Consider the following 12,513-nt stretch of genomic DNA (forward strand, 5'->3'; position numbering starts at 1 on the left):
TGCGCGGGGCTGCGATTGCGGTCCGGAGCCTTCGCTCCGGACTTCCCCTTCGTCATCTTCGTCCTCGCCTTCGGCGACTCCTTCAGATTCCCTCGGGCTTATCGACGCCCCGCGCATCGCGAGCCCACGCCGCGACTGGCTCGGCTGCTTGAATCTCCACGGGCGCTGGGGCGGGCGGTGTGCTTGGCGTTCTGGCCACGGTCGGTGGGGGGGGCGGTGTGTTTTGCGGGGCCCGCCCCAGGCCGGCCGCGCGGGCGGCCTCTTGGTGCTTACGCGGTATCTTGCGTCGCGCGATGGCGCTGCGCGCGGGTGACGGGGGCGTTCTCGTGATGACGCGTGCGGTTGGCGAGAACCAGGTTTGAATATGGTGGGTGCTGTGTTCGGGGTGATGGCGAAGCGCACGGGGAATGTCAGAAATTTTGCGTGTTAGGCACGGGTTGGCTAGCAACCGTCACTTCAACGCAGGTGCCGGATGGGTGGCGCGCGTCCGATTCTGCATGGGCAAGTGGCTACTCGCCGCGCGCCACCCATCACCGCCCATTCCCCATCAGCTGGGGACCAATAGCAAATCAGTCACCGCATTCGCGCGAGCGAACACAATAGCAATTCAAGCAATTACGTATGTCATTATCGGCCGCCCGCGCGGCCGATAATGACGGGCAGCTCAAGCATCGTCCCTGACCACGGCTCCAGCAGCGCTTCAAGCCAAGATTCAAGTAGCTCGTCGGCGCGGGCGCCTGAGGGGTGGGCAACCTCGATGCGCCCGAGGGAATCTGAAGGGAAGGCCGAAGGCCTGGACGAAGATGACGACGGGGCAGTCCGGAGCGAACGCTCCGGACCGCAATCGTGGGCGCCCACCCCTCAGGCGCCCGCGCCGACGAGCGGCCTACGAAGCACTGGAACGAGACCCCGAAGCCATCGCCTACAAACAAGACCTCAGACGAGACCCTCATGTATCAAGGGCCCGCCGCAACACACCATAGACAGTTACGGCTGCACCTCATATTCCCCAGACCCAAGCACCACCGCCGCCATCCCCGGCGCCTGGCTCAGCTTATGCAACGCATAGCACTGCGCAGTCGCGATCTTTGCATCGTGGAAAACAGGATCTTCCTCGCGCAGATCCAAGCTCGCCAGCAGCGCCCGAGCCATCTGCCAGCCGGCAAACGTGGTGCCCGCCAGCAGCAGATACGGCACGGCGGCCGCGAACACCGCGTTGGGACGGCTGGCGGCGTTGGCCAGCACGAAGTCGATGGCGTCGGCCAGCGCCGCGCGGGCCTGGCGCAGCGGCGTCAACATCAGGCGGGCAGCGGATTCGCTGCGGGCTTCCAGCGCCGCTTCGGTCTTGCCGACTTCCGCCAGCAGGGCGCGGGCGACTGCGCCGCCGTCGCGCAGGGTCTTGCGGCCCACCAGGTCATTGGCCTGAATCGCCGTGGTGCCTTCGTAGATCGTGAGGATGCGCGCGTCGCGGTAGTACTGCGCCGCGCCGGTTTCCTCGATGAAGCCCATGCCGCCGTGCACCTGCACGCCCAGGCTGGCCACGTCGATGGACATCTCGGTGCACCAGCCCTTGACGATCGGCACCAAGTATTCCTGCACCGCCAGATGGCGCTTGCGGGCTTCGGCGTCCGGGCTGGCGTGCGCCAGATCGGCGTGGCCCGCGGTGTAGTAGGCCAGCGCGCGGCCGGCCTCGGTCAGGGCGCGCATCGTGCCCAGCATGCGCCGCACGTCGGGGTGCTGGATGATGGCCACCGCGTCCTTGGACGAACCATCCACCGGGCGGCTCTGCACGCGCTCGGCGGCATAGGCCAGCGCGTGCTGGTGGGCGCGGTCGGCGACGGCCACGCCCTGCACGCCTACCGCGTAGCGCGCGGCATTCATCATGATGAACATGGCGTCCAGGCCGCGGTTTTCCTGTCCCACCAGATAGCCCAGCGCGCCGCCCGCGTCGCCGAATTGCAGCGTGCAGGTGGGGCTGGCCTTGATGCCCAGCTTGTGTTCGATCGACACGCAATGGACATCGTTGCGCGCGCCCAGCGTGCCGTCTTCGTTGACCAGGAACTTGGGCACCAGGAACAGCGAAATGCCTTTGACGCCTTCTGGTGCGTCGGGCAGGCGCGCCAGCACCAGGTGCAGGATGTTCTCGGCCAGATCGTGTTCGCCGTAGGTGATGAAGATCTTGGTGCCCGAGATGCGGTAGGTGCCGTCGCCCACGGGTTGCGCGCGTGACCGCACCATGGCCAGGTCCGAGCCTGCCTGTGGTTCGGTCAGGTTCATGGTGCCGGTCCAGCGTCCGGAAATCATGGGCTCGATGAAGCGCTGCTTCAGTTCAGGCGAACCCGCCGTCAGCAGCGCCTCGATCGCGCCATTGGTCAGCAGCGGGCACAACGCGAACGACAGGTTGGCGGCGTTCAGCATTTCCGAGCAGGGTGAACCGATCAGGCCGGGCAGGCCCTGGCCGCCGTATTCCACCGGATGCGTCATGCCTTGCCAGCCGGCCTCCGCGTACATGTCGAAGGCTTGCTTGAAGCCAGGCGAAGTGGTGACGGCGCCGTCGCGCCAGGAGCTGGGCTCGCGGTCGGCTGCATGGTTCAGCGGCGCCAGCACGTCGCCGGCATAGCGGGCGGATTCTTCCAGCACGGCCTGGGTGGTGTCGGGCGTGGCTTCCTCGAAGCCGGGCAGCGCGGCAACTTGCGGCAGGCCCGCAAGGTGGTTCAGCACGAACAGCATGTCTTTCACGGGGGCTTGGTACGTCATGGCGTCGGAGCTCCTGGATGGGATGGAAACGTGGGATTCAACCGGCCTTGCCGGGGCCGGCCACGTCGATGGCCTTGGTCGCGCCGACGGCGGCGCGCAGTTCGAATTTCTGGATCTTGCCGGTGGAGGTCTTGGGCAGTTCGCCGAAGCGCACCGCGCGCGGCACCTTGAAGCCGGGCAGCAGCAGCTTGCAGTGCGCGATGATCTCTTCGGCGGTGGCGGTGCAGCCGGGCTTGAGCTCGACGAAGGCGCAAGGGGTTTCGCCCCATTTGGGGTCGGGCATGGCCACTACGGCCACCGCCGCCACCGCGGGATGGCGGTAGAGCGCGTCTTCCACCTCGATGCTGGAGATGTTTTCGCCGCCGGAAATGATGATGTCCTTGCTGCGGTCCTTGATGCGGACGTAGCCGTCGGCCGTCATCACGCCCAGGTCGCCGGTGCGGAACCAGCCGCCGGCGAAAGCCTGTTCGGTGGCGCGTTCGTTCTTCAGATAGCCCTTCATGCAGATGTTGCCGCGGAACATGACTTCGCCCACGGTCTGCTCGTCGGCCGGCACCTCTTCCATGGTGTCGGGATCGCGCACGGACACGCCCGCCTGCAGGTGGTAGCGCACGCCCTGGCGCGCATTGCGCAGCGCGCGTTCTTCCTCGTCCAGCGCGTCCCAGGCTTCCTGGCGGGCGCACACGGCTGCGGGTCCATAGACTTCGGTCAGGCCGTACACATGGGTCAATTCGAAACCGATGTCGCGCATCTTGGCGATGACGGCGGGCGCGGGCGCGGCGCCCGCCACCATGGTGCGCACCGTGTGGTCGATGCCGGCGCGCAGTTCGGCCGGCGCGTTGGCCAGCGCGCTCTGCACGATGGGCGCGCCGCAATAATGGGTGACGCCTTCATTGCGGATCAGGTCGAACACGGTCTGCGGATCGAACTTGCGCAGGCACACGTTGACGCCGGCGCGCGCGGCGACCGTCCAGGCAAAGCACCAGCCGTTGCAGTGGAACAGCGGCAGGGTCCACAGATAGACCGGATGCTTGGGCATGTCCCATTCGAGGATGTTGCTGATGGCGTTCAGGTAGGCGCCGCGGTAGTGGTAGACCACACCCTTGGGATCGCCGGTGGTGCCGGACGTGTAATTCAGTGCGATGGCGTCCCATTCGTCCGCGGGGGGCTTCCAGTCGTAGCGGGCAGGGGCGCCGGCCAGGAAGGCTTCGTAATCGACCGCGCCGGGCAGCTCCGCCGGGGCGGTTTCCAGGTCGTGCACCGAAATGAGCTTCAGGTGCGGGAACTCGGCCCGGGCGCGCTGGGCGAGTTCGGCGTACTCCGTGTCCACAATCAGCGCCTGCGCTTCGCCGTGGCCCAGCATGAACAGCACGCTGGGGGTGTCCAGGCGGGTATTCAGGGTATTGAGCACCGCGCCCAGCATGGGCACGCCGAAATGGGCTTCGACCATGGCGGGAATGTTGGGCAGCATCACGGCCACGGTGTCGCCGCGCTTGATGCCAGCTTGCGCCAGCGCGCCGGCCAGGCGCTGCGCGCGTTCGTAGGTCTGGGCCCAGTTGCGCCGCACCTCGCCGTGGACGATGGCCAGCCGCTGGCCATAGACCTGGGCTGCGCGCGCGATGAAATCCACCGGGGTCAGGGCTTCGTAGTTGGCGTCGCGGCGCTCAAGGCCGCGGTCGAACATACCGCTCATGCTTGTCTCCAGTTGGGACGCGCAGGCGTCCCTTATCCGTGTGCGGGGAGTTTGATCCCCGTCGCTTGCCCTAGCTTACGGGGCCGCCGAAAATGCTGTCTGTCACCTGCATGACAGACGGCCGGCCGACCTGGCTTCCCCAAGTTTTACACAGTTATTCCCATGTCCGACGTTTCAAACATCGTTTCCGCCGAGGAACTGGCCGGCCTGTTCGGATCCTGTGCCTGGTTTACCGCGCTGGAGGCCCGCCACCAGGATCTGGTGCTGGCGACCGCGCGCGCCGAACACGTGCCCAACGGCGCCTGGATCGCGCGGCGCAATGCGCCGTCGGACTATTGGCTGGGCGTGCACACGGGTCTGTTGAAGCTGGCCATCTACAACGAATCGGGCCGCAGCTGCACCTTTTCGGGCGTGCCGCCGGGCGGCTGGTTCGGCGAGGGCAGCGTCATCAAGCGCGAACTGCGCAAGTACGACGTGGTGGCGATCCAGCCGTCGCTGGTGTTGCTGGTGCCTACGGCCACCTTCCATGCGCTGTTGTCGGCCAGCCTGCCTTTTTCGCATTTCGTCATCGGCCAGTTGAACAACCGCATGGGCGAGTTCATCGCTTCCATCCAGAACCACCGTTTGCTGGATGCGGACGCGCGCGTGGCGCAGTCGCTGGCGCAGCTGTTCAATCCGCAGCTGTATCCTTCCACGGATCTGACGCTGGCGATCTCGCAGGAAGAACTAGGCTATCTGACGGGCCTGTCGCGCCAGCGGGTCAACCAGGCGCTGCAGGCGCTGGCCGACCAGGGCATCCTGGCGCTGGCCTACAACCAGATCAAGGTGCTGGACCTGGAGCGCTTGCGCCAATACGGCCTGGACCAGATCTGAGGGCGCCGGATCAGGCGCCGCGCAAGGCGCGGGTGAGCGCGGCGCGCGCCAGGATGCGGGTCGAATCCAGCGTGGGCAGGGCCGAATTGCCGTCGTTCAGCACCAGCGGCAACTCGGTGCAGCCCAGTACCACGGCGTCGCAGCCAGCCTCGCGCAGGCGCTCGATCACGGCTTGCAGCTCCGCCACGGATTCCGGCTTGAACACGCCGTACACCAGTTCGTCCATGATGACGCGGGCCAGCGTGTCGCGGTCCGCTTGCGCCGGCCGCAACCATTGCAGCCCGCGCGCTTCCAGCTTGTCCGGATAGACGCTGCTGTCCACCAGCCAGCGCGTGCCCAGGATGCCGATGCGGCGCAAGCCGCGCGCCTGAGCTTCCGCCGCGACCTCTTCGGCGATATGCAGCCAGGGCAGGGGCGACTGCGGCAGCACATGGTCCAGCGCCTGGTGGATGGTGTTGTCCGGGCAGATCAGGAAATCCGCGCCCGCGCGCGCCAGCTTGCCCGCCGACGACTGCATCAGCGCGCCCACCCCGGCCAGGTCGGCCTGGTCCAGGCAGGCGACATAGTCCGCCAGCGAATGCGTGTGCAGCGAAATCTCCGGGTGCGCGTGCGGGCCCAGGCGCTGGGCGCCTTCCGCGCACAGCGTGCGGTAGCAAAGCGCGGCGCCTTCCGCCGAGCAGGCGACGATGCCGATGTGCAGGGGCGTGGCGTTCATTCAGCAGACTCCTTGTTGGATGCGCGCACGTGGCGCGCGATGTCCAGGAAGCTCGCCGCCATGGCGTCTTGCTGCGCCTGCGGCAGCCGCGACAGGAACAGTTCGTCGACGGCGGGGCCGTAGACCTTCCACATCTCGCGGCGCAGCGCGCGGCCCTTGGGCGTGAGGCGGGCGTAGGTGGCGCGGCGGTCTTCGTCCGAGCGGAAGCGTTCGACCAGGCCTTCGGCCTCGATGCGGTCCATCAGGCGCGTCAGGTTGTAGCGCGCGATCACCATGCGCTCGGCGATCTCGAACATCCTGGCCGTGCCGTCGGGCGCGCGCTCCAGCGCCCATAAGGCGTCATACCAGGCCAGCGGCGGCAGGCCGGCGGCTGACAGGCGCTTTTCGATTTCTTCCACTACCAGCGCATGCGCGGTCAGGAAGAGGCTCCACGCATCGGGCTTGCCCGTGGCCATGCGGTCGGTTCCTTTGAAAGAGGTGGGAATGCTGCGGGGATTGTAAGAGGCGGGCGCCAGGCGCGACGCCGGCATTTCGCGGTCCAAACAACCCTTTATTGGTGATTTATACCCTGGCTGGCCACGGTGAAAAAAACCGTGTGAATTGCAATGCCATGATTTGCATGGGATTTTTCCTGGCACGGAATTCGCATATGGGTACGTACCCCAAAACCGCAACACTGGAGGGCGTTCCCATCATGGGTCCGTATCGGAAATTATGGTTCACCTTGATCGCCGTATTGGCGGTCACGTTCGCATTGCTGGGCTTCTACGGCGGCGAGGTCTATCGCCAGGCGCCGCCGATTCCCGGGCAGGTCGTGACGACCGACGGCAAACCGCTGTTCGGCCGCGACGACATCCTGGACGGCCAGACCGCCTGGCAATCGGTCGGCGGCATGCAGCTGGGATCGGTCTGGGGACACGGCGCCTACCAGGCGCCGGACTGGACGGCCGACTGGCTGCACCGTGAACTGACCGCCTGGCTGGACCTGGCCGCGCGCGAGCAGCACGGCCGGGACTATGCGCAGCTGGACGCGGGCGCCCAGGCAGCGCTGCGCGCGGAACTGAAGGCCGAATACCGCGCCAACCGCAGCGACGCCGCCACCGACACGCTGGCGGTGAGCCCGCGGCGCGCGCGCGCCATGGCGCAGACCGCCGCCTATTACGACCAGCTGTTCTCCGACGCGCCCGCGCTGCACCGCAGCCGCGAAAATTTCGCGATGAAGGAAAACACGCTGCCCGACGCCGCGCGCCGCACCCAGCTCACGCATTTCTTCTTCTGGACGGCATGGGCCGCGGCCACCGAGCGCGAAGGCAAGGCGGTCACCTACACCAACAACTGGCCGCATGAACCCCTGATCGACAACGTGCCCAGCGCCGAAAACGTCATGTGGTCCATCCTCAGCGTGGTGGTGCTGCTGGCCGGCATCGGCTTCCTGGTCTGGGCCTGGGCGTTCCTGCGCGGCAAGGAAGACGACGAGCCGCTGGCGCCAGCCAAGGACCCGCTGACCACCTTCGCCCTGACGCCGTCGCAGCGCGCCCTGGGCAAGTACCTGTTCCTGGTCGTGGCGCTGTTCGGCTTCCAGGTGCTGCTGGGCGCCTTCACCGCGCACTACACCGTCGAAGGGCAGAAGTTCTATGGCGTCGACCTGTCGCAGTGGTTCCCGTATTCGCTGGTGCGCACCTGGCATATCCAGAGCGCGCTGTTCTGGATCGCCACGGGCTTCCTGGCCGCCGGCCTGTTTCTGGCGCCATTGATCAACGGCGGGCGCGATCCCAAGTTCCAGAAGCTTGGCGTCGACATCCTGTTCTGGGCGCTGGTGCTGGTGGTGGTCGGATCGTTCACCGGGAACTACCTCGCGATCGCGCAGATCATGCCGCCGGACCTGAACTTCTGGCTGGGCCACCAGGGCTATGAATACGTGGACCTGGGCCGCCTGTGGCAGATCGGCAAGTTCGCCGGCATCTGCTTCTGGCTGGTGCTGATGCTGCGCGGCATCGTGCCGGCGCTGCGCACGCCGGGCGGGGACAAGAACCTGCTGGCGCTCCTGACCGCTTCGGTCGGCGCCATCGGCCTGTTCTACGGCGCCGGCTTCTTCTACGGCGAACGCACGCACCTGACGGTGATGGAGTACTGGCGCTGGTGGATCGTGCACCTGTGGGTGGAAGGCTTCTTCGAAGTCTTCGCGACCACGGCGCTGGCCTTCATCTTCTCCACGCTGGGCCTGGTGTCGCGCCGCATGGCCACCACGGCCAGCCTGGCCTCGGCCTCGCTCTTCATGCTGGGCGGCATACCCGGCACCTTCCATCACCTGTACTTCGCCGGCACTACCACGCCCGTGATGGCCATCGGGGCCAGCTTCTCGGCGCTGGAAGTCGTGCCGCTCATCGTGCTGGGGCATGAGGCCTGGGAGAACTGGCGCCTGAAGACCCGCGCGCCCTGGATGGAAAACCTGAAGTGGCCGCTGATGTGCTTCGTCGCCGTGGCCTTCTGGAACATGCTGGGCGCGGGCGTCTTCGGCTTCATGATCAACCCGCCCGTTTCGCTGTACTACATCCAGGGCCTGAACACCACGCCGGTGCACGCGCACGCGGCCCTGTTCGGCGTGTATGGCTTCCTGGCGCTGGGCTTCACCCTGCTGGTGCTGCGCTACATCCGTCCGCAGTACGCGCTGAGCCCCGGTTTGATGAAGCTGGCGTTCTGGGGCATGAACCTGGGCCTCGCGCTGATGATCTTCACCAGCCTGCTGCCGGTGGGGCTGATCCAGTTCCACGCCAGCGTCAGCGAGGGCATGTGGTACGCCCGCAGCGAAGGCTTCATGCAGCAGGAGCTGCTGCAGAACCTGCGCTGGGGCCGCACCTTCGGCGACGTGGTGTTCCTGCTGGGCGCGCTGGCCATCGTGATGCAGGTGATCCTGGGCCTCCTGAGCGGCAAGCCCGCGCTGGCCGAGCCGCGCCTGCAGGCCAAGGCGGCGCGCGGGTAGCGGCGCGCGGCGAGCGGCGCGCGGCGAGCGGCGAGCGGCGAGCGGCGAGCGTCGGGCTCTTTGCTTCAGCGCAAAGAGCCCGGCCGCGGCAGCCGGTCCAATGGAATCCAGCCCGCGCCCGACCGGCGCGGGCATTCCGGAGAACCGCCGCATGCGCATCCTGCCGACCGTCATCGTTTCATTGCTGTTGACCGCTTGCGGGCCCCAGGACGGGGCCCGTTTTGCGTTGCCGGAAATCACGCGGCTGCCGCCGGGCGAGGTGAGCTACGTGCCGCCGGGCGAGGCCTTGCGCAACGGCTATCCCGCCACGCCCGCGCCGCGCGTCGCGCGCTATCCGGATGGCCTGGTCATCATGACACGACAGGTCAGCCAGGCCGAATACGCAGCGTGCGTGGAGGCCGGCGCATGCAAGGCGTTGGATCCCGCGCAGCGCCAGGCGGTTGCGCCCGACCTGCCCGCGGTAGGCATCAGCTGGACCGACGCGGTTGCCTATGCTGCGTGGCTGTCCGAACGCACCGGCAGGCGCCTGCGCCTGCCCAGCTATGCCGAATGGGTCTACGCGGCGGGCGAAGCCTATCGCGCGGACGTCTTGCCGGCCTTGCCCGATGGCAGCGACCCGGCGCAGCGCTGGCTGGCGGAATACGAACAACAGAGCCTGCGCGGCGCGCAGGGCGACGTCACGGTGCGCGCCTTCGGCGCCTATGGCCGCAACCGCGCCGGCCTGATGGACATGGCGGGCAGCGTGTGGGACTGGACCGACGATTGCCATGCGCGGCGCGTGCTGGACGGGCTGCGCGATGGCGCAAGCGGCAATGCGGCGCAGGAGCAGGAGCAGGAGCAGGAAAGCCGCAACTGCGGCATACGCGTCGCGGCCGGCAGGCACGTCGCGTATCTGCCCGATTTCATCCGCGACCCCAAGGGCGGGGCGTGTTCGGTCGGCGTGCCGCCCGCCAACCTGGGGCTGCGGCTGGTGCTGGAACCCGGCTAGGCCGCGTTGCCTGCGCGCTATGCGCCGGTCAGCTCGGCGCTCGCGTCGCAGGCCTCGTCCGCGGCCGGCGACCCGTGGCGACAGGACAGGCAGGCCGAGCAGTCCACGGCGGGCGCGGCGTGCTCGCCCAGGCGGGCCAAGGCGGCGGGCGAGCGCAGCACCACGCGCTTGCGCCCGGCCGAGACGATGCCGCGCTGCTTCCAGTCGCTGAGCAGCCGGCTGACCGTGTGCAAGGTGGTGCCCGTCATTTCGGCGATGTCCTGGCGGGTGATGGGAAAGCCGATGCCGATGCCGTCCTGCATGGGCTGGCCGGATTGCTGCACCAGCCTCAGGATGGCGCGCGCGACCCGTTGCTCGACTTCATCGGTGGACAGCTCCTGGATGCGGACGTGCGCGTCCTGCAGGCGTTGTCCCATGGTTTGCAGTGCGGCCGCGCCCAACTGGGGATGGCAGGCGATGAAGCGTTCCCAGGCCGTGGCCGGCCACGCCAGGCAGACGCTTTCCTGCACGGTCTGCACCGTAGCCGGATAGCAGGGCTGCCGCATGGCGCAGGCCAGCCCGAACATGTCGCCGGGATTCACGTAGCGCACCACGACCTGTTCGCCCTCCGGCGTCAGCTGCGCCACCTTCAGGCAGCCATGCAGCAGCACGAAAAAATGCGCGGCAGCGGCGCCCTGGCGATAGGCCAAGGCGCCGGCCTCCAGGCGGCAAGGCACCGCGCCGCGCAGCGCGGCGTCCAGTTGCGCATCGGACAAGGGCCTGAACAGATCCAGGTTGCGAAGCAGGGCATGGCACAGGGGCGACGACGCCGCAGGCTGCCCGGAAGCGTGTGGAGGGTCCATGCCTTGATGGTGACATCGCGGCCGCGCGGCGGCAATGCACGGCGGCTCGCAAGCTGGTCTGAAGTTTGCGCTACAGCAAAGAACGCAAAAGGTGGCGAGCCTTCAATGGAAGCGCCGACAGACTCGGCGTTGCAGAAACCCGAACAGGAGTTGCACATGAACGCTTTGCGCCCCACCTTGCTTGCCATGGCATTGATCGCAGCGATGGCGGGCGGCCCGGCAGCCGCCCAGAACGCCGATCAGCTGGAACGCGCCAAGGTTGCGCTGGTCGCCCCGCCTATGGTCCACCCGCATGAGCAGGTGGCCCGTTCGGGTCCCAAGGTGATCGAATTCACGATGACCATCGAGGAGAAGAAGATGGTCATCGATGACAAGGGCACGACCTTGCAGGCAATGACGTTCAACGGGTCCATGCCCGGTCCGACCCTGGTGGTGCATGAAGGCGATTATGTCGAACTGACCCTGGTCAATCCGGCCACCAACGCCATGCCGCACAACGTGGATTTCCACGCCGCCACCGGCGCGCTGGGCGGGGCCAAGCTCACCAACGTGAACCCGGGCGAGCAGGCCACGCTGCGCTTCAAGGCGGATCGCAGCGGCACCTTCGTCTACCACTGTGCGCCCGAAGGCATGGTGCCATGGCACGTGGTGGCGGGCATGAGCGGCACGCTGATGGTGCTGCCGCGCGACGGCCTGAAGGATCCGCAGGGCAAGCCGCTGCGCTACGACCGTGCCTACACCATAGGCGAGTTCGACCTGTACATCCCCAAGGACGCGAACGGCAAATACAAGGACTACGCGACCCTGGCGGAAAGCTATGGCGACACGGTCGAAGTCATGCGCACGCTGACGCCGTCGCACATCGTCTTCAATGGCAAGGTCGGGGCCTTGACGGGGGCGAACGCGCTCACGGCCAAGGTCGGCGAGACGGTGCTCCTGATCCATTCGCAGGCCAATCGCGATACGCGCCCGCATCTGATCGGCGGCCATGGCGACTGGGTCTGGGAAACCGGCAAGTTCGCCAACCCGCCGCAGAAGGACCTGGAGACCTGGTTCATCCGCGGCGGTTCGGCGGGCGCGGCGCTCTACACCTTCAAGCAGCCCGGCGTGTACGCCTACCTGAACCACAACCTGATCGAAGCCTTCGAACTGGGCGCGGCCGGACATATCAAGGTCGAGGGCAAATGGAATGACGACCTGATGAAGCAGATCAAGGCGCCGGGCCCGATCCCGCGCTGAGCGCGGCGGCAGGGCGCGCGTGGCGCGCCTTGCCCTTGTCTATCAGCTACGCCGTCACGCTTTTTCCTTTCGGAGCCTTGCCATGTCCTCGCTGTATCGAATTGCGTTCGCCGCCGCCCTGGCCAGCCTGCCCGTCGCGCCAGCGGGGGCCGAGTCGCTGGCCGCCATCAACCCCGCGGGCGAAAAGCTCTACAAGTCCGCCTGTGTCGTATGCCACGCCAGCGGGGTCGCCAATGCGCCCAGGCTGGGCGACAAGCAAGCCTGGTCACCCTTTATTGCGCAGGGCACGGACGCGCTGTTGGCCACCGTGCTCAAGGGCAAGGGCGCGATGCCGCCGCGCGGCGGCTCGTCCGCGGACGAACCGACCCTGAGGGCCGCGGTGGAATTCATGATGGCTGCGTCCCGCTAGCGGGGAGGGCCGGGGGC

10 protein-coding genes are annotated in these 12,513 nt (G+C 67.3%); 5 read left to right on the top strand and 5 right to left on the bottom strand.

Features of this window, described 5'->3' with window-relative positions; translation table 11 throughout:
• Positions 1-987: 987 nt before the first annotated feature.
• Both IB259_RS01085 and IB259_RS01090 read right to left on the bottom strand, forming a co-directional pair.
• Entirely contained in the window at positions 988-2,757 is a 1,770-nt protein-coding gene (locus tag IB259_RS01085) for an acyl-CoA dehydrogenase (RefSeq protein WP_125473105.1), read from the bottom strand.
• A gap of 37 nt (positions 2,758-2,794) precedes the next feature.
• A complete protein-coding gene (locus IB259_RS01090) occupies positions 2,795-4,450 on the bottom strand; it encodes an acyl-CoA synthetase (protein WP_192327137.1) in 1,656 nt (551 codons plus the stop codon).
• 162 nt (positions 4,451-4,612) lie between these two features.
• Here IB259_RS01090 and IB259_RS01095 point away from each other — a divergent pair, with 162 nt between their 5' ends.
• The gene (locus IB259_RS01095; protein ID WP_125473103.1) at positions 4,613-5,323 is read left to right on the top strand and encodes a Crp/Fnr family transcriptional regulator; all 711 of its coding nucleotides are present in this window, start codon (positions 4,613-4,615) and stop codon (positions 5,321-5,323) included.
• Positions 5,324-5,333: 10 nt separating this feature from the next.
• Here the strand turns inward: IB259_RS01095 and IB259_RS01100 are convergent, their stop codons facing one another.
• Both IB259_RS01100 and IB259_RS01105 read right to left on the bottom strand, forming a co-directional pair.
• Entirely contained in the window at positions 5,334-6,038 is a 705-nt protein-coding gene (locus IB259_RS01100; RefSeq protein WP_054458158.1) for an aspartate/glutamate racemase family protein, read from the bottom strand.
• Complete coding sequence (locus IB259_RS01105; protein WP_119452062.1) at positions 6,035-6,493, bottom strand: MarR family winged helix-turn-helix transcriptional regulator; 459 nt, start codon at positions 6,491-6,493, stop codon at positions 6,035-6,037. The genes IB259_RS01100 and IB259_RS01105 overlap by 4 nt, the downstream gene beginning before the upstream one ends.
• Before the next feature lie 239 nt (positions 6,494-6,732).
• On the opposite strand from IB259_RS01105, the gene IB259_RS01110 reads away from it, so the two are divergent.
• Together IB259_RS01110 and IB259_RS01115 are read left to right on the top strand one after the other, a co-directional pair.
• A complete protein-coding gene (locus IB259_RS01110; RefSeq protein WP_119452061.1) occupies positions 6,733-9,018 on the top strand; it encodes a nitric-oxide reductase large subunit in 2,286 nt (761 codons plus the stop codon).
• Between the two features lie 100 nt (positions 9,019-9,118).
• Positions 9,119-10,006 (top strand): SUMF1/EgtB/PvdO family nonheme iron enzyme, encoded by an 888-nt coding sequence (locus tag IB259_RS01115; protein WP_175162710.1) that lies wholly within the window; start codon positions 9,119-9,121, stop codon positions 10,004-10,006.
• Positions 10,007-10,023: 17 nt separating this feature from the next.
• On the opposite strand, the gene IB259_RS01120 is transcribed toward IB259_RS01115, so the two are convergent.
• Complete coding sequence (locus tag IB259_RS01120) at positions 10,024-10,848, bottom strand: Crp/Fnr family transcriptional regulator (protein ID WP_192327139.1); 825 nt, start codon at positions 10,846-10,848, stop codon at positions 10,024-10,026.
• Between the two features lie 156 nt (positions 10,849-11,004).
• Here IB259_RS01120 and nirK point away from each other — a divergent pair, with 156 nt between their 5' ends.
• The gene (gene nirK, locus IB259_RS01125; RefSeq protein ID WP_088157858.1) at positions 11,005-12,087 is read left to right on the top strand and encodes a copper-containing nitrite reductase; all 1,083 of its coding nucleotides are present in this window, start codon (positions 11,005-11,007) and stop codon (positions 12,085-12,087) included.
• 82 nt (positions 12,088-12,169) lie between these two features.
• A complete protein-coding gene (locus IB259_RS01130) occupies positions 12,170-12,496 on the top strand; it encodes a cytochrome c5 family protein (protein ID WP_192327142.1) in 327 nt (108 codons plus the stop codon).
• Positions 12,497-12,513: the final 17 nt, after the last annotated feature.

This window comes from Achromobacter sp. ACM04, assembly GCF_014851465.1.
In the GTDB taxonomy this organism is placed as follows: domain Bacteria; phylum Pseudomonadota; class Gammaproteobacteria; order Burkholderiales; family Burkholderiaceae_B; genus Achromobacter; species Achromobacter aegrifaciens.